We start from the raw sequence: 16,372 nt of genomic DNA on the forward strand, positions 1-16,372 counted from the left end.
CCGGGGAACGCAGGTTCCATGCCGCCTGTTAGCCTTTCGGCGTATGGCCGGGTACGGGCTTTGCACTAAGATGGGTCGGCCATGGAACTGACCCCCCGCGAAAAAGACAAGCTGCTGATCTTCACGGCGGCCTTGCTGGCCGAACGGCGCCGGGCCAGGGGCCTCAAGCTCAACTACCCGGAAGCCGTGGCTTTGATCTCCGCCGCCGTCATGGAAGGCGCCCGCGACGGCAAGTCGGTGGCCCAGCTCATGAGCGAAGGCCGCACCGTCCTCACCCGCGACGACGTGATGGAAGGCGTGGCCGAAATGATCCCCGACATCCAGGTCGAAGCGACTTTCCCCGACGGAACCAAGCTGGTCACCGTGCACCAGCCCGTGGTCTGAACATCACCCCTAGCCAGGAGCGAGAACCATGCGATTTGCCAAACAGCTTGCAGCCACCGCCACCCTGATGGCGGTGAGCGCCCACTCGCTCGCCCATGACGGCCATGGCTTGACCGGCAGTCACTGGCACGCCACGGACGCCGCGGGCCTGGCCCTGGTCGCCGTGCTGGCCGGACTCGCCATCTGGCTGTCGCGCGACAAGTGAGCGCCAGGTGACGCCCGGAGAACTCTTCACCGACGCCGGCGAGCACCCGCTCAACCCCGGCCGCCGCACGCTGACGCTGGTGGTCCGCAATACCGCCGACCGGCCGATCCAGGTCGGCTCGCACTACCACTTCGCCGAAACCAACGGCGCGCTGCAGTTCGACCGTGATGCCGCGCGCGGCATGCGGCTGAACATCGCATCGGGCACCGCCGTCCGCTTCGAGCCGGGCCAGCAACGAACGATCGAACTGGTGGACTTGTCTGGCGAGCGCAAGGTGTTCGGCTTTCGCGGCCTGGTGCAAGGGAAACTTTAAATGGCAACCATTGGACGGCGCGCCTACGCCGAGATGTTCGGCCCCACCACCGGCGACCGGGTTCGCCTGGCCGATACCGAATTGGTGATCGAGGTCGAGGACGACTACACGCTGCGCGCCGGCGGCTACGGCGAGGAAGTGAAGTTCGGCGGCGGCAAGACCATCCGCGACGGCATGGCGCAGAGCCAGCGCACCCGCGCCGAAGGGGCGATGGACTGCGTGATGACCAACGCCCTCATCGTGGACCATTGGGGCATCGTCAAGGCCGACATCGGCATCAAGGGCGGGCGCATCGCCGCCATCGGCAAGGCCGGCAATCCGGACACCCAGCCGGGCGTGGACATGATCATCGGCCCGGGCACGGAAATCATTTCCTGCGAAGGCAACCTCGTCACGGCCGGCGGCATCGACAGCCACATCCATTTCATCTGCCCGCAGCAGATCGAGGAAGCGCTGGCCGCGGGCGTCACCACCATGCTGGGCGGCGGCACCGGGCCCGCCACCGGCACTTTCGCCACCACCTGCACGCCCGGACCGTGGAACATCGAACGCATGCTGCAGGCCGCCGACGCCTTCCCCATGAACCTGGGTTTCCTGGGCAAGGGCAACGCCAGCCTGCCGGCCGCCCTGCACGAGCAGATCAATGCCGGCGTGATCGGCCTGAAGCTGCACGAGGACTGGGGAACCACGCCCGCCGCCATCAGCAACTGCCTGGACGTGGCGGAAGCAACCGACACGCAGGTGGCGATCCATAGCGACACCTTGAACGAATCCGGCTTCGTCGAGAACACCATCGCGGCAACCAAGGGCCGCGCGCTGTGCGCCTTCCACACCGAAGGCGCGGGCGGCGGGCATGCGCCCGACATCCTGCGCGTGGTAGGGGAAGCCAACTTCCTGCCCTCCTCCACCAACCCCACGATGCCGTACACCGTGAACACGCTGGACGAGCACGTGGACATGCTGATGGTGTGCCATCACCTCGACCCGGCGATCGCGGAAGACCTGGCCTTTGCCGAGAGCCGCATCCGCAAGGAAACCATCGCGGCCGAGGACATCCTGCACGACCTGGGCGCCATCAGCATGATGTCCAGCGACAGCCAGGCCATGGGCCGCGTCGGCGAGGTCATCATGCGCACCTGGCAGACCGCGCACAAGATGAAGCTGCAGCGCGGCAAGCTGCCCGGCGACGGCGAGCGCCACGACAACTTCCGCACCAAGCGCTACATCGCCAAATACACGATCAACCCCGCCATCTCGCACGGCATCAGCCACGAAGTCGGCAGCATAGAGCCAGGGAAGTGGGCCGATCTCGTGGTCTGGAAGCCGGCCTTCTTCGGCGTGAAGCCGGCGCTGATCTTGAAGGGTGGTTTCATTGCGATGGCGGCGATGGGCGATCCGAACGCATCGATCCCCACGCCGCAGCCGGTGCACTATCGCCCCATGTTCGGCAGCTTCGGCGGCGCCATCGCGCGCGGCTCGCTCACCTTCGTCTCGCAGGCCGGTTTGGCCGCGGGCATCCAGGAGCGGTTCGGGCTGGCCAAGACCTTGAGCGCGGTGAAGAACATCCGCAATGTGCGCAAGGGCGATCTGATCCACAACAGCTACCTGCCCAAGATGGAAATCGACCCGCAGACCTACGCGGTGCGAGCCGATGGGCAACTGCTGACCTGCGAGCCGGCGACCGTTTTGCCGATGGCGCAGCGCTACTTCCTGTTCTAGAGATGCTGCAAGTTGCCAAACTCCTGGCCGGCGGCCGCGGCCTTGCCCCAGTATTGCTCAAGCGCGCAGCCACGGTGGAACTGGACTGGGACGTGCGCCAGAAGAGCCGCTTCGACTGCACCGATTCGCAGGGCCGCCATCTGGGCGTGTTCCTGCCGCGCGGCACCGTGGTGCGCGGCGGCGACGTGCTGGTGGCGGAGGACGGCTCGCTGGTCCAGGTGATCGCCGCGCCGCAGCCGGTGCTGGTGATCACGCATTGCAGCCAGCACGGCACGCCGTTCGACTTGACACGCGCCGCCTATCACCTGGGCAACCGCCATGTCGCCATCGAACTCAAGCCCGACCACCTGAAGATAGAACCCGATCACGTGCTGGCGGAGATGCTGCGCAACATGCACCTCATCGTCAAGGAAACGCAGGCCGCGTTCGAGCCCGAGGGCGGCGCCTATGGCGGGCACGGCGCGCACGGCGGGCACTCCCATGCCGGGCATTCGCATGATGGGCACGACCATCACTGATGCCGACCTGCTGGGCCTCGTGTGGCTGGCTTCTCCGGCCTTGCCCGTGGGAGGTTTCTCGTACTCCGAGGGCCTCGAGGCGGCTGTCGATCGCGGTTTGGTGAGCGACGAGCAAACCGCCGCCCACTGGCTGGTAGAACAACTGCACCTGACCTTGTCGCGCGCCGATCTCGCCGTGACCGCGGAGGCGATCGCTGCCTGGCGTACATCCGACGACGAGCGCGTCGCCGCGCTCAATGCATGGGTCCTGCAAACCCGCGAGACCGCCGAGCTGCGCCAGCAGACCGAGCAAATGGGGCGCTCGATGGTGGAGTGGCTCAAGTCCGTCCAGCCCGAGCAGGCGGCGCGGGTGCGCGAGCCTCTGACCTATCCGGTTGCCTGCGCACTCGCGGTGTCCGGCACCCAGGCGCCGGTGCGCCAGGCACTGCTGGCCCTGGCTTTCGGCTGGGCCGAGAACATGATGCAGGCGGCCATCAAGTCCGTTCCGCTGGGCCAGAGCTCGGGCCAGCGGATCCTGCAGCGGCTGGCTGCGGAAATACCCGCGGCAGTCGACAACGCGCTTGCCTTGGGCGACGATGAGCGCCAGGCTTTTTCCCCGATGCTGGCGATCCTGTCGGCCCAGCACGAAACCCAATACTCGAGGTTGTTCCGGTCATGAGCATGCATCACATTGCGAACCGCACGAAGAAACTGCCGCCGTTGCGTGTCGGCATCGGCGGGCCGGTCGGCTCGGGCAAGACCACCCTGCTCGAAATGCTGTGCAAGGCCATGCGCGACAAGTACGAGCTGGTTGCCATCACCAACGACATCTACACCAAGGAAGACCAGCGCCTGCTCACCGTCAGCGGCGCGTTGCCGGCCGAACGCATCATGGGCGTCGAGACCGGCGGCTGCCCGCACACGGCAATTCGAGAAGACGCTTCGATCAACCTGGAAGCCATCGACCGCATGCTGGTGGACTTCCCCGAGGCGGACATCGTCTTCGTCGAATCGGGCGGCGACAACCTCGCCGCTACCTTCAGTCCCGAGCTGAGCGACCTGACCATCTACGTGATCGACGTCGCCGCCGGCGAGAAGATTCCGCGCAAGGGCGGGCCTGGCATCACCAAGAGCGACCTCTTCGTCATCAACAAGACCGACCTGGCGCCTTACGTGGGGGCCGACCTTGGCGTGATGAAAGCCGACACCCTGCGCATGCGCAAGGACAAGCCTTTCGTCATGACCAACCTCAAGACGCGCGACGGCCTGGGCGAAGTGGTGGCGTTCATCGAGCGTAAAGGACTGCTGACGCAAGGGTGACAGGCAGCACCTCCTGCTGTCTCGCAGTTGACCAAGAGGCGGCGTTACCGAACGTTACGCTGCGCTCCTCATTCGACGAGGAGCTATTTCATGTCCCGCACCCCTGGATTTTCCCGCCGCTTGATGTTGCAAGCCGGCGCGGGCGCCGCCGCCGCCGTGGCACTGCCGCGCTGGGCCCATGCCAGCGTCGAGCCCATTCGCATTGGCCGCACCGCTGCCACCAGCGGCCCTTTCTCCTACCCCTACCTGGAGATGAACAAGGGCATTGCCGCCGCCTTCGAAGAGGTCAATGCCAAGGGCGGCATCGAGCGCCGCAAGCTGGAGATGATTGCCCTGGACGACCAGGGCAGCGCGGCCAAGGCCGTTGAAAACGCCAAGCTGCTGCTGGAGCGCGACAAGGTGTTCGCGTTTCTCGGCTGCGGCCCGACGCAGACCGTGCTCGCCATGCTGCCGCTGCTGGCGCAGACCCGCGTGCCGCTGATCGCTCCGGGCACGGGCCTGGATGCCCTGCGCGCCGAGTACAACCCGCTGACGATCTACACCCGCCCCACCTACGGCGCCGAGATCGCGAAGATCGCCCGGCAGCTGGCGGTGGTCGGCCAGAACAAATGCGCCGTCGTCTATAGCGACAACGCTTTCGGCAAGTCCACCTTCGCCGCCTTCGACGCGGCCGCCAAGAAGGAAGGCAACACCGAGTGGAAGGGTTTCATGCTGACCGACAAGCCCGAGGAGACCGGCAAGCTGGTCGAACAGATTGCCGCCTGGGGACCCAGCTCCTACCTCTCGGCGTCGGTGGCCACCCATGGCGTGCCGTTCTTCCGCGCCCTGCGCAGCCGCATCAAGGCGCCCGCCTACACCTTCTCGCTGCTGGGCTCCAAGCCCATCCTCGACGCGGTGGGCGATCACTCACGCGGGCTGGTGGTATCGCAGGTCGTGCCCAACCCCGACAACATCACCATCAGGGTCGTCAAGGAATACCAGGCAGCGATGAAGAAGACCGACGGCGGCGAGCCGAACTATTCGTCGCTGGAAGGCTATATCGCCGCCCGCGTGTTGATCGAAGGCCTGCGCCGCGCCAAGGGCACCACTGACCGCGAACGCTTCCTGCAAGCCTTCCTCACCATGCGCCCGTACGACATGGGCGGCTTCGACGTGGCCTTCGCGTCCGGCGACAACACCGGCTCGGATTTCGTCGAACTGACGCACTACACGGGCGAGCGTTTCAGGCGTTAAAGCTGCCCATCGGGCCACGCGGTAAAATCTGCCGCCCCGGAGAGTTGGCAGAGCGGTTGAATGCACCGGTCTTGAAAACCGGCGATGTCGCAAGACATCCGTGAGTTCGAATCTCACACTCTCCGCCAGCTCGGATGTGCCCGCCTAGCGCAGGTTGTATAGGCACCAAAGTTTGCAATACAAACCCGCTGCACAGATTAGGCGAGTAGTACTACAACGAATGGTGCTCTCGAGCAGCGCCCCAACACAACAATCTGCGCACGTGACTCAGCCGGACGCGCTCTTTCGCGCGGCGGCCGACCAGGCGCCGCAGGTCATGTGGATCGTCAACGCCAAGGGCGCGGTGACCTACCTGAACCACTCCTGGTACGAACTCGTGGGCGGCATGCCTCCCAAGTGGTACGGCCATGAATGGGGCGACGTGGTGGAGCCGGAAGACCTGGCAGAGATGCGGGCGCGCTGGAAGGCCGCCAGCGCCACGGGCTCGATCTTCGAAGGCACGCGCCGGGTCAAGGCCCAGGACGGCACCTGGCACACGCTTTCGTACAAGGCAACACCGGTATTCGATGCCGGCGGCCTGGTCTGCTGGGTAGGCATGGATTCCGACATCACCGAACTCAAGGCCACCGAGGCAGCCCTGCGCTATGCCAACCAGGAGCTCGAGGCGTTCTCCTATTCGGTCTCGCACGACCTGCGCACCCCGCTGGTCACGGTGCAGGGTTTCGTGCGATTGCTGGGCAAACAGCTCGAGGCCATCGGCGACACCAAGGTGCGCCACTACCTGTCGCGCATCACCGAGGCGGTCGACCACATGGGACGCCTGGTCGACGGCCTGCTGGCGCTGTCGCACGTGACCAGGCGCAAGCTGGAATACGAGGATGTGGACCTCAGCCGCATGGCGAATGAGGTTCTCGGCATGCTGCAACAGTCCCAGCCCCAGCGCGCGGTGGCCATCACCGTGCAGCCGGGCCTGCGTGCCAGGGCCGACGCGAGGCTGATGGCGGCGCTGCTGGAGAACCTGCTGGGCAACGCCTGGAAATTCACCTCCGCCACGGCGCACGCCGAGATCTCGGTCGGGATGGAGAAGCAAACCAAGGCCGAGGCCGTCTTCTTCGTGAGGGACAACGGCGCTGGGTTCGAGATGGCCCATGCCGCCCAGCTGTTCAACGCGTTCGAACGGCTGCATGCGGCCAGCGAATTCCCCGGCATGGGCATCGGCCTGGCCACGGTCGCCCGCGTGCTGGCGCGGCACGGCGGGCGCGCGTGGGCCGAATCAGAGCCCGGCAAGGGAGCGCGCTTCTACTTCTCGCTGCCGCGGATGTAGGTCTCAGACCAGATTGCGCAGCTCGCGCAGGGCCACCGACAGCATCGCCAGGTCGGGGCTCGCCGCTTCCGCCAGCTCGCCCAAAAGGCGCTTGGCCCGCGCGAAAGCCATCGGGTTGCGCGCTTCCCATGCCGAAAGCTTTTCGGCTGCCGTGCCGGGGTGGCGGCTCACTGCGTCCAGCGCGATGGAGTGGTGCAGGTCGGCTAGGTCGCCGGTCAGCGCGACCTTGGCCAGGGTCTGCCAATGGTTGTCGGCCGGCAGCAGGTCGATCTGCTGGCGCAGTTTTTCCAGGCCCAGGCGTTCGCCGATGCCGAAGTGCACTGCACTGGCCGCGTCCAGCGCGGCATGTCCGGCCTCCGCGACCTCGGCGATGTCGAGCGCGCTGAACAAACGGTCCGCCGCGCCCACCTGCTGTGCCAGCGGCAGCGGCACGCCGGCCTGGACCCAGGCCGTCACGCGCGCCGACGCGGCCGCCTCCGGCTCCAGCAGCGTGCGCAGGTAGCTCACCGCCGGCGCCAACCGCTGCGCCCCGCGCTCGGTCGGCTCGTCCAGCCGCCGTGACCGCAGGAACCAGGTGGTCGCGCGGGTGATGAGGCGCCGCCACTCCACGATCAGCTCGCACTGCACGCTGTCGGCGACGCGGTTGTCCAGGGCCTCTATCTCTTGCCACAGCGGGACGCTGGCAAACACTTCGCGGGCCAGTTGGTAGGCGCGCACGACCTGCGGCGCCGTTGCGCCAGTGAGCTCGGCCAGCTGGTACACGAAGGTGGAACCGACGCGATTCACCATGCTGTTGAGCACATGCGTGGCGATGATCTCGCGCCGCAGCGGATGCCGGCCGATGTGGTCGCCGAACTTTTCCTTGAGCGCGGCGGGGAAGTAGCGATAGAGCGCACTGGCGATCCAAGGATCCTCGGGCAGATCCGATGCCACCAGCTCGTCCGACAGCCACATCTTGCTGTACGCGAGCAGCACCGCCTGCTCGGGCGTGGTCAGGCCGAGGCTGCGCGCCTTGCGTTCGGCAAGTTCATCGTCCGTGGGCAAATACTCGATGGCGCGATCCAGGCGCCCCTTCTTTTCCAGGAAACGCATGAAGCGGCTCTGGTCGTCGATGAGGCCGGGCGCGAGATACCTGCCGACGGACAGCGCCTGCGTCTGGAAATAGTTGTCGCGCAGCACCAGCGCCGCCACGTCGTCGGTCATGGTGGGCAACAAGGCATTGCGCTGCTCCTCGGTGAGCTTGCCCTCGCCCACCGCCAGGCCCAGCAAGATCTTGATGTTGACTTCGTGGTCGGAGGTGTCGACCCCGGCCGAGTTGTCGATGGCATCGGTGTACAGGCGCACACCTGCCGACGCGGCCTCGATGCGCCCGCGCTGGGTGAAGCCCAGGTTGCCGCCCTCGCCCACGACCTTGACCCGCAGATCGCTGCCGTTCACGCGCAGCGCGTCGTTGGCCCGGTCGCCGACGTCGGCGTGCGACTCGTGGCTGGCCTTGACGTAGGTGCCGATGCCGCCGTTGTAGAGCAGATCGGCCGGCGCCTTGAGGATGGCGGAGACCAGCTCGGTCGCCGTCAGGCGCTCGGCGGCAATGCCCAAGGCGGCGCGCGCCTGGGATGAGATGGGGATGGATTTTTCCGACCGGGCCCAGACGCCGCCGCCTTCGGAGATGAGCTTGGTGTCGTAGTCGGCCCAGGACGATCGCGGCAGCTCGAACAGCCGCTTGCGCTCGGCGAACGTGGCCGCGGCATCGGGCTGCGGATCGATGAAGATGTGGCGGTGGTCGAATGCGGCGACCAGCCGAATATGCGGCGACAGCAGCATGCCGTTACCGAAGACGTCGCCCGACATGTCGCCTATGCCCACCACGGTGAAGTCGGTGGCCTGGGTGTCGATGCCCATCTCGCGGAAATGCCGCTTCACGCTTTCCCACGCGCCGCGAGCGGTGATGCCCATGACCTTGTGGTCGTAGCCGACGCTGCCGCCCGAGGCGAAGGCATCGCCCAGCCAGTGCCCGTACTCCTGGCTGATCTGGTTGGCGTAGTCGGAGAAGGTGGCCGTTCCCTTGTCAGCGGCCACGACCAGGTAGGGATCATCGCCGTCGAGGCGCACCACCTGCGGCGGCGACACGGCCTTTCCGGCGATGAGGTTGTCGGTCAGGTCCAGCAGCCCGCGCAGGTAGTCCTGGTAGCAGGCGATGCCCTCCTTCAAGAAGGCTTCGCGGTCGCTCGCCGGCGGCGCCTTCTTCAGCACGAAGCCGCCCTTGGAACCCACGGGCACGATCACCGTGTTCTTGACCATCTGGGCCTTGACCAGCCCCAGCACCTCGGTGCGGAAGTCGTCGGGCCGGTCCGACCAGCGCAGGCCGCCCCGCGCCACCTTGCCGCCGCGCAGGTGGATGCCCTCGAAGCGCGGCGAATAGACGAAGATCTCGTACAGCGGCCGCGGCTGCGGCAGCCCGGGAACCTGGGCCGAGTCGAGCTTGAAACTCAGGAATTGGCGGCGTGGCCCGGGAGCGCCCGAATGGCCGACCCCGGTGCGCCAGAAGTTGGTTCGCAGCGTGGCCTGGATCAGCGCAAGCAACTGCCGCAGCACCCGGTCCTCTGAAATGTTGCTGACCTTTTCCAGGGCCTTTTCAATGCCGTTCACCTGGGCGGTGGCGCCCTGCTGGTCGCCGCGCTGGGGATCGAAGCGCAGCTTGAACAGGCCGACCAGCATGCGTGCGATGCGCGGATGCGCGGAGAACGTCGCTGCGATGGTCGCCTGAGACTGTGCGAAACCGATCTGCTTCAGGTATTTGGCGTAGGCACGCAGGATCACCACTTCTTCCGCCGCCAGGCCGGCCAGCAGCACCAGGCGGTTGAAATCGTCGCTTTCGACCTCCGAGCGCAGCACCCGGGCGAACGCGTCTTCGAACAGGCGGGCCAGCATTTCCGATTCGATCTCGCCCGCGATCGGCGCCTCCAGCTCGAAGTCGTGCAGCGCGATCGGCCCGGCGTCGCCTTGCGCTGCGATTCGCCAGCTCGACTCGGCGATCACGCGCACGCCCATGTGCTCGAGCAGCGGCAGCGCGTCCGACAGCACCAGCGGCTCACCGAATCGATAGACCTTCAGGCCGAGCGCGCCGGGCCGGGCGCTATCGCGCTGGTACAGCGCCAGGGCCAGCGGCGCCTGCGGCGACAAGCCGGCGAGCTTGCGCACATCCGGCAGCGCATCACGCGCGGCAACACGATGCCGATAGTCGGCGGGGAAGGCAGCGCCCCAGGCCTTGAACAACGGCAGCCCGGCGGCCTCGCCCTCTGCGTCGATCAGGGCGTCGCGCAACTCGTCGTCCCAGCGGCGCGCGGCCGCGGCCAGCTTGCGCTCGATGTCCTTGCGTTCGAACGCGGGCACCTGGCCGGGTGCGGTGCGAATCGTGAACTGGATCCGGGCGAGCGTCGCCTCACTCATCAGGACGTCGAATTCGGCATAGGTGCCGTTCAACGCAGTGAGCAGGATGCGCTGGAACTTGATCCGCAAGTCGGTGGAATAGGCCTCGCGCGGCACATAGACCAGGCATGAAATAAACCGGTCGAAGGGGTCGCGCCAGACGAAAAGCCGAAGCCGCTGCCGCTCGCCCAGCGCCAGGATGCCCAGCGCCGTTTCGTACAGGTCCTCATCCGGAATCTGGAACAGGTCGTCGCGCGGATAGGTCTCCAGGATGTGGTCCAGCGCCTTGGACAGGTGGCCACCCGGCGGCAGGCCTGCGCGACTGGCGATCGCCTCGACCTTGCCGCGCAGCAGCGGCGTCTCGGCGACCCGGGCGCTGTAGGCCGTGGAGGTGAAGAGGCCGATGAAGCGATGTTCCCCGATCACCTCGCCGCGGGCGTTGTAGCGCTTGACGCCGACGTAGTCGGTGTAACCCGAGCGATGCACCGAGGAGCGGGTGTTCGACTTGGTGACCACCAGCACCGGCAGCGGCGCGCCGGCCAGGGACCGCGCCTCGCGCGGCAACGCAGCGAAGCTGGCCGAATGCTGCTCCTGCGCCGTCTCGCGCAGCAGACCCAGACCGCTGCCGGCCACGAGGCGCAGCGCGGGCTCGCCGCTCGCCTGCACCAGGTCGTGCTGCCGGTAGCCCAGCAAGGTGATGTGATCCTCGGCCAGCCACTGCAGCAAGGCGCGGCTTTCGTCGACGGTCGCCTTGGGCAAGTTCGCCGGAGGTTGCTCCAGTTCGGCGATTGCTTCCTGCAGGCGGGCCAGCATGGGCTTCCAGTCCTGCACGGCTGCGCGCACGTCGGTCAGCACGCGCTCTATGCCGGCGGCGAGCGCATCGCGCTGCTCGGCATCGACCAGGCGGTCTATCTCCACGTGCATCCACGACTCGCGCGGTGCCTGGGGTGACTGGGCGCGGGGTGCGATCGACTTGAGCTTGCCCTGCGCATCGCGCTCGACGGCATAGATGGGGTGGGCGATCAGGTGCAAGGTCAGGCCCTGCCTGTTGATTTCCATCGTGGTCGAATCGACCAGGAAGGGCATGTCGTCGTTGACGATCTGGATCACCGAATGCCGGGACCACCAGCCGTCCTCACCCGCCGTGGGGCTGAAAACCCGTACCTTGGCCCGCCCCGGTTGGCGTTCCTGCCCCAGTTCCAAATGGGATAGCAGCGCGCCCAGCAGGTCCTCGGGCGTTCGCTCGGCCAGGTCGTCGCTGTCGAGCCGGCTGAAATATTCGCGCGCGAAGCCCTCGATGAACTTTTGCCGATCCGCGCCCAGGCGCGATGCGGCCAGGGCCAGTACCGCGTCGACACGGTTGTGCAGCGCTTGGGCGTAGGCAGTCATTGGAGTTGTCCCTTGTTATCTCAAGGACTCACTCTAGGACTGTACGGGCGCTAGTGCAAATGCCTTATCCGCGCGGCTTCATGCAAAAAACGCATGCTACTGGGCAGCCAGGAAAAGCCCTTGCAGGTCGCTCAGGAAGTCAAAGCCGCGCTGAGTGGGCCGCACGCGCGTCAGGCCGCGCTCGACCAGGCCCTTGCGTTCGGCCTCCTGCAGCGGTTGTTCGATGGCCGTCAGCGGCAGGCCGGTGCGCTCGCAGAACTGCTGCAGCTCGAAACCCTCTTTCAGGCGCAGCGCGTTGAGCATGAATTCGAACGGCAGTTCAGCGCGGCTGACCTCGTCGTCCTGCGCCACGGCCTGGCCCGCCAGCGCGTTGTCCATATAGAGCTTGGGTTCGCGAAACCGGACCTGGCGCACCACACGGTGCGGGAAACTGAGCTTGCTGTGGGCGCCGGCCCCGATTCCCAGGTAGTCGCCGAACTGCCAGTAATTCATGTTGTGCCAGCAGCGGTGGCCCGCCTTGGCATAGGCCGAGACCTCGTAGCGGTCCATGCCCGCGCCGCCGGTCATTTCGGTGATGCGATCCAACATGGCATAGGCGGTGTCGTCGTCCGGGACCCGCGGCGGGAACTTGGCGAAGTAGGTATTGGGCTCGATGGTCAGGTGGTAGACCGAAAGATGCGGCGGCATCATGGCCAGCGCCTGCACCAGGTCCTGCTCCAGCTGATCCATGGTCTGGCCCGGCAGGGCGTACATCAGATCGAGATTGAAGGTCTCGAAGGCGGCGGCCGCCTCTTCCAGGGCGGCAATGGCCTGGGCGCGGTCGTGCACGCGGCCCAGGGCCTTCAGGTGATCGTCGTTGAAGCTCTGCACGCCAACCGACAGCCGCGTCACGCCGGCCGACCTGAAGGCCTTGAAGCGATCTTTCTCGAAGGTGCCCGGATTGGCTTCGAGCGTGATCTCGCAATCGGGCTCCAGGCGCAGCCGCGCGCGGATGTCGCCAATCAGGCGGTCGATCGCCTGCGGCGAAAACAGGCTGGGAGTGCCGCCGCCGATGAAGATGCTGTGGATAGGCCGGCCCCAGACCAGCGGCAGTGCACCTTCCAGGTCGGCGACCAGCGCGTTCAGGTAACGCTGTTCCGGCATGTCGCCCGAGCGCACCTCGTGCGAATTGAAATCGCAATACGGGCATTTCTTCAGGCACCAGGGCAGGTGCACGTAGAGCGACAGCGGCGGCAAGGCGCCCAGTTGCAGCGTGCCGGGCCGCAGGTAGTGTTGAACGTCCTTGACCGTCGCGCTCATAGCCATCTTTCGCGTATGAGTTCCATCATCTGGCGCGCCGCTTTGCCGCGGTGGCTGTTGGCGTTCTTGACCTCGATCGGCAGCTGGGCAAAGGTCTTGCCGAACTCCGGGATGAACATCACGGGATCGAAGCCGAAGCCATTGCTGCCCGCGGGCTCGCGCGCGATCTCGCCGACCACGCGGCCCACCGCGATCAGCGGCTCGGGGTCCTCGGGGGTGCGCACCGCCACCAGCGTGCTGACCATTGCGGCGCGGCGATGGGCCACGCCCTGCATCTGCTCGAGCAGCGCCTTCACGTTGTTGGCGTCACCCTTCTCATAGCCAAACTGCGTGGCGTAGAAGGCGGTATCGACGCCCGGCAGCCCGCCGAAGGCATCGACGCACAGGCCCGCGTCGTCGGCGAGTGCCGGCAATCCGCTCTCGCGCGCCGCGTGGCGGGCCTTGGCCAGTGCGTTCTCGACGAAGGTGCGGTGCGGCTCTTCGGCCTCGGAGATGCCCAGATCGGCCTGGCGCACCAGCTCAACGCCCAGCGGCGCGAGCATGGCCTGCAACTCCGCGAGCTTGCCGCGGTTGTTCGAGGCGAGCACGATGCGCTTGGTCATCGCTCAGGCCGATAAGGCCTTCTTCTGGAGCATCACCAACTCGGCGATGCCCTTTTCGGCCAGCCGCAGCAGTTCGTCCATTTCGGCGCGGGTGAAGGCCGCGCCTTCCGCGGTGCCCTGCACTTCAACGTAGTGCCCCACGCCGGTCATCACCACGTTCATGTCGGTGTCGCAGCCCACGTCTTCGATGTATTCCAGGTCGAGCAGGGGCGTTCCCTGCACGATCCCCACCGAAACGGCGGCGACCGGCGCGGTCACGGGCGAAGCGGCGAGCTTGCCCTCGGCGATCAGCTTGTTCACCGCATCCTGCGCCGCGACGAAGGCGCCGGTGATGGCCGCGGTACGCGTGCCGCCGTCGGCCTGCAGCACGTCGCAATCGAGGTGGATGGTGCGCTCGCCCAGCGCCTTGAGATCGAACACGGCGCGCATGGAGCGGCCGATCAGGCGCTGGATTTCCTGGGTGCGGCCGCTTTGCTTGCCGCGCGCCGCTTCGCGGTCGCTGCGGGTGTGGGTCGAGCGCGGCAGCATGCCGTATTCGGCCGTGACCCAGCCCTCGCCGCTGCCGCGCTTGTGCGGCGGGACCTTCTCCTCCACCGAAGCCGTGCACAGCACTTTGGTGGCGCCGAACTCGATCAGCACGGAGCCCTCGGCGTGGATGGTGAAGCCGCGCGTGATGCGGATGGGGCGCAGCTGGTCGGCGGCACGGCCGCCGCTTCTTTCAAATACGGTCATTGGGTCTTTAAGTTTTGCGGGCGGCCGAGCGCCGGATTGCTTCGTTGATCTCGGCGATCGAGCGCTCGATGGCGGCGTCGTCGAGATCCTCGACCATGGTGTCGAGCACGCCGGCCTGGATGGTGGAGGCAAATACGCCGTCCATGATGCTGTCGGTGGAAATGCCGCGCGTGGATTCGAAGGAGTCGGGAGTTTCCCACTCGAGCGCGATCACGGTGACGTTGTCGCAGTGCTCGCCGCCGTTGCGCAGCGCCGCTTCGACCAGGTCCGGCACGGCGCTGGAAACCGGCTGCGTGGCCAGGTGGCGCACGATGTCGATGTCGTTCAGGCTGCCCCACAGTCCGTCGGAGCACAGCAGGATCTTGTCGCCCTGCTGCAGCGTGACGGGGCCGGTAACGTCGAACACCGGTTTGGTGGGCGAACCCAGGCAGGTGAAGAGGATGTTGCGGTTGATGAGGTCCAGCCGCACCACGCCCGCGTTGCTTTGCTGCTCCAGGTAGGAGTGGTCGCGCGTGCGGGTGAGCAACTCGCCCTCGCGCACCACGTACAGCCGCGAGTCGCCGCAGTGGACCCAGGTCGCCGAGGTGCCTTGCACGAGGGCCGCGACCAGTGTGGTGCGCGGTGTGTCCAGCATCCCCTTTTCGCTGGCATAGCGGATGATCTGGTGATGCGCGGCCATGAGCGACGTGGATAGGAACTCGGTCACGTCGCTGACGGTGGGCTTGGCTTCCTTCTGGTACAGCGCCGAGATGGTCTGCAGCGCCAGCTGGGCCGCCACTTCGCCTTCGGGGTGGCCGCCCATGCCGTCGGCCAGCACGAACAAGCCCGATTCGCGGGTGTAGCAGTAGCCCATCCGGTCTTCGTTCTTCTCGCGCCCGCCTTTGCGGCTGATCTGGAAGACGGAAAACTTCATTTGGCTTTAGCCCCGAAGCCCGTCGCGGCGCGCTTCACGTTTTTCTTGGTGTCCGAAACCATGTTGTCGAACTGCAGGCGCATCTTCTCGCCCACCGTCAGCTTGGTGTAGCGGCGCTCGCCCTCACGGCTGAGCTCTTTTTGCAGCGCGAACACCGATTGCGGCCGCGACAGCGGGTCGAGCGACATGCACCATTCGACCACCTCGATCAGGTTGTCGGAATAAACGCCGCGCAGGCGGGACAGGGCCAGCGCCAGCCGGTCCTTCTCGAGCCGCTGCGGCGCGTCGTTGGGCGGGTAGCCCTGCATGGTGGCGTAGATGCAGGCGCCGATGGCGTAGATGTCGGTCCAGGGACCCATCGACGAATCGCGCCGGTACATCTCGGGAGCGGCAAAACCCGGTGTGTACATGGGGCGGATGAAGTTGCCTTCCTTGGACAGCACTTCGCGGGCGGCGCCGAAATCGATCATTACCGCCTTGTTGTCGTCGGTGATGAAAATGTTGGCAGGCTTGATGTCCAGATGCAACATCTTGTGCTGGTGCACGATGCGCAAACCGCGCAGGATCTCGTCGAAAAGCGAGCGGATCGTCGATTCGCGGAAGACTTTCTGCTTTTTCAGCTCGCGCGCGGTGATGATGAAATCCTGCAAGGTCCCGCCTTCCAGGTAATTCATCACCATGTAGACGGTTTCGTTCTCACGGAAGAAATTCAGCACGCTCACCACGGAAGCATGCGAAATCTGGGCGAGCGAGCGCCCTTCCTCGAAGAAACTCTTTAGGCCCAGCCGGTAGAGGGACAGTTTCTCGGCCTGCACCTGCGGCAACAGCTCGCCCGGGGCGCGGGTGGCCAGGGACGCGGGCAGGTATTCCTTGACGGCGACCTGCTGGCCCTCGTTGTCCACCGCCAGGTAGACCACGCCAAAGCCGCCCGCGGAGAGCTTGCGCACCACGCGATAGCCGCCAATGACGGTATCCGGCGGCAGCGGGGCTGGTTTGACCTTTGACATAATTTAGGA

At 66.2% G+C, this 16,372-nt stretch carries 15 protein-coding genes and 1 tRNA gene; 10 read left to right on the top strand and 6 right to left on the bottom strand.

Annotated elements, in window-relative coordinates:
* The first annotated feature begins 81 nt into the window (after window positions 1-81).
* The 10 genes from HNE04_RS04125 (at window position 82) to HNE04_RS04170 (ending at window position 6,995) form a co-directional block, all read left to right on the top strand.
* Window positions 82-384, top strand: a complete 303-nt coding sequence (locus HNE04_RS04125; protein ID WP_172217018.1) for an urease subunit gamma — start codon at window positions 82-84, stop codon at window positions 382-384.
* A gap of 28 nt (window positions 385-412) precedes the next feature.
* Complete coding sequence (locus HNE04_RS04130; RefSeq protein WP_172217020.1) at window positions 413-589, top strand: hypothetical protein; 177 nt, start codon at window positions 413-415, stop codon at window positions 587-589.
* Window positions 590-596: 7 nt separating this feature from the next.
* Complete coding sequence (locus HNE04_RS04135; RefSeq protein ID WP_172217030.1) at window positions 597-902, top strand: urease subunit beta; 306 nt, start codon at window positions 597-599, stop codon at window positions 900-902.
* A complete protein-coding gene (gene ureC, locus HNE04_RS04140) occupies window positions 903-2,621 on the top strand; it encodes an urease subunit alpha (protein WP_172217032.1) in 1,719 nt (572 codons plus the stop codon).
* 2 nt (window positions 2,622-2,623) lie between these two features.
* Window positions 2,624-3,139, top strand: a complete 516-nt coding sequence (gene ureE / locus HNE04_RS04145) for an urease accessory protein UreE (RefSeq protein ID WP_172217034.1) — start codon at window positions 2,624-2,626, stop codon at window positions 3,137-3,139.
* On the top strand, window positions 3,102-3,797 hold the full coding sequence (locus tag HNE04_RS04150) for an urease accessory protein UreF (RefSeq protein ID WP_235964768.1): 696 nt from the start codon (window positions 3,102-3,104) through the stop codon (window positions 3,795-3,797). The genes ureE and HNE04_RS04150 overlap by 38 nt, the downstream gene beginning before the upstream one ends.
* Window positions 3,794-4,438: an urease accessory protein UreG gene (gene ureG / locus HNE04_RS04155; protein WP_172217038.1), complete on the top strand. Its 645-nt coding sequence runs from the start codon at window positions 3,794-3,796 to the stop codon at window positions 4,436-4,438. Before HNE04_RS04150 ends, ureG begins: the two co-directional genes overlap by 4 nt.
* 90 nt (window positions 4,439-4,528) lie before the next feature.
* Window positions 4,529-5,671 (top strand): ABC transporter substrate-binding protein, encoded by a 1,143-nt coding sequence (locus tag HNE04_RS04160; RefSeq protein WP_172217040.1) that lies wholly within the window; start codon window positions 4,529-4,531, stop codon window positions 5,669-5,671.
* Between the two features lie 38 nt (window positions 5,672-5,709).
* Window positions 5,710-5,799: transfer RNA gene (locus HNE04_RS04165), tRNA-Ser, on the top strand.
* 134 nt (window positions 5,800-5,933) lie between these two features.
* Window positions 5,934-6,995 (top strand): PAS domain-containing sensor histidine kinase, encoded by a 1,062-nt coding sequence (locus HNE04_RS04170; RefSeq protein WP_172217042.1) that lies wholly within the window; start codon window positions 5,934-5,936, stop codon window positions 6,993-6,995.
* A gap of 3 nt (window positions 6,996-6,998) precedes the next feature.
* On the opposite strand, the gene HNE04_RS04175 is transcribed toward HNE04_RS04170, so the two are convergent.
* The 6 genes from HNE04_RS04175 to HNE04_RS04200 all read right to left on the bottom strand — a co-directional run bounded on the left by HNE04_RS04175 (window position 6,999) and on the right by HNE04_RS04200 (window position 16,363).
* The gene (locus tag HNE04_RS04175; RefSeq protein WP_172217044.1) at window positions 6,999-11,810 is read right to left on the bottom strand and encodes an NAD-glutamate dehydrogenase; all 4,812 of its coding nucleotides are present in this window, start codon (window positions 11,808-11,810) and stop codon (window positions 6,999-7,001) included.
* Between the two features lie 96 nt (window positions 11,811-11,906).
* Window positions 11,907-13,115, bottom strand: a complete 1,209-nt coding sequence (gene hemW / locus HNE04_RS04180) for a radical SAM family heme chaperone HemW (RefSeq protein WP_172217046.1) — start codon at window positions 13,113-13,115, stop codon at window positions 11,907-11,909.
* Window positions 13,106-13,711, bottom strand: a complete 606-nt coding sequence (rdgB, locus tag HNE04_RS04185) for an RdgB/HAM1 family non-canonical purine NTP pyrophosphatase (RefSeq protein ID WP_172217048.1) — start codon at window positions 13,709-13,711, stop codon at window positions 13,106-13,108. The genes hemW and rdgB overlap by 10 nt, the downstream gene beginning before the upstream one ends.
* A 3-nt stretch (window positions 13,712-13,714) precedes the next feature.
* A complete protein-coding gene (rph, locus tag HNE04_RS04190) occupies window positions 13,715-14,443 on the bottom strand; it encodes a ribonuclease PH (RefSeq protein ID WP_172217050.1) in 729 nt (242 codons plus the stop codon).
* A 7-nt stretch (window positions 14,444-14,450) separates the two neighbouring features.
* Complete coding sequence (locus tag HNE04_RS04195) at window positions 14,451-15,356, bottom strand: PP2C family protein-serine/threonine phosphatase (protein WP_172217052.1); 906 nt, start codon at window positions 15,354-15,356, stop codon at window positions 14,451-14,453.
* Window positions 15,353-16,363, bottom strand: a complete 1,011-nt coding sequence (locus tag HNE04_RS04200) for a serine/threonine protein kinase (RefSeq protein WP_172217054.1) — start codon at window positions 16,361-16,363, stop codon at window positions 15,353-15,355. Before HNE04_RS04200 ends, HNE04_RS04195 begins: the two co-directional genes overlap by 4 nt.
* Window positions 16,364-16,372: the final 9 nt, after the last annotated feature.

The sequence above is a fragment of the Caenimonas soli genome, assembly GCF_013155545.1.
GTDB classification, from domain to species: Bacteria; Pseudomonadota; Gammaproteobacteria; order Burkholderiales; family Burkholderiaceae_C; genus Ramlibacter; species Ramlibacter soli.

What these genes read in the sequence shown, in the direction of transcription:
- HNE04_RS04125 (WP_172217018.1), top strand. Translation starts at nt 82, where the DNA reads ATGGAACTGACCCCCCGCGAAAAAGACAAGCTGCTGATCTTCACGGCG.
- HNE04_RS04130 (WP_172217020.1), top strand. Translation starts at nt 413, where the DNA reads ATGCGATTTGCCAAACAGCTTGCAGCCACCGCCACCCTGATGGCGGTG.
- ureC (WP_172217032.1), top strand. Translation starts at nt 903, where the DNA reads ATGGCAACCATTGGACGGCGCGCCTACGCCGAGATGTTCGGCCCCACC.
- ureE (WP_172217034.1), top strand. Translation starts at nt 2,624, where the DNA reads ATGCTGCAAGTTGCCAAACTCCTGGCCGGCGGCCGCGGCCTTGCCCCA.
- HNE04_RS04150 (WP_235964768.1), top strand. Translation starts at nt 3,102, where the DNA reads ATGCCGGGCATTCGCATGATGGGCACGACCATCACTGATGCCGACCTG.
- ureG (WP_172217038.1), top strand. Translation starts at nt 3,794, where the DNA reads ATGAGCATGCATCACATTGCGAACCGCACGAAGAAACTGCCGCCGTTG.
- HNE04_RS04160 (WP_172217040.1), top strand. Translation starts at nt 4,529, where the DNA reads ATGTCCCGCACCCCTGGATTTTCCCGCCGCTTGATGTTGCAAGCCGGC.
- HNE04_RS04175 (WP_172217044.1), bottom strand. Translation starts at nt 11,810, where the DNA reads ATGACTGCCTACGCCCAAGCGCTGCACAACCGTGTCGACGCGGTACTG.
- hemW (WP_172217046.1), bottom strand. Translation starts at nt 13,115, where the DNA reads ATGGCTATGAGCGCGACGGTCAAGGACGTTCAACACTACCTGCGGCCC.
- rdgB (WP_172217048.1), bottom strand. Translation starts at nt 13,711, where the DNA reads ATGACCAAGCGCATCGTGCTCGCCTCGAACAACCGCGGCAAGCTCGCG.
- rph (WP_172217050.1), bottom strand. Translation starts at nt 14,443, where the DNA reads ATGACCGTATTTGAAAGAAGCGGCGGCCGTGCCGCCGACCAGCTGCGC.
- HNE04_RS04195 (WP_172217052.1), bottom strand. Translation starts at nt 15,356, where the DNA reads ATGAAGTTTTCCGTCTTCCAGATCAGCCGCAAAGGCGGGCGCGAGAAG.
- HNE04_RS04200 (WP_172217054.1), bottom strand. Translation starts at nt 16,363, where the DNA reads ATGTCAAAGGTCAAACCAGCCCCGCTGCCGCCGGATACCGTCATTGGC.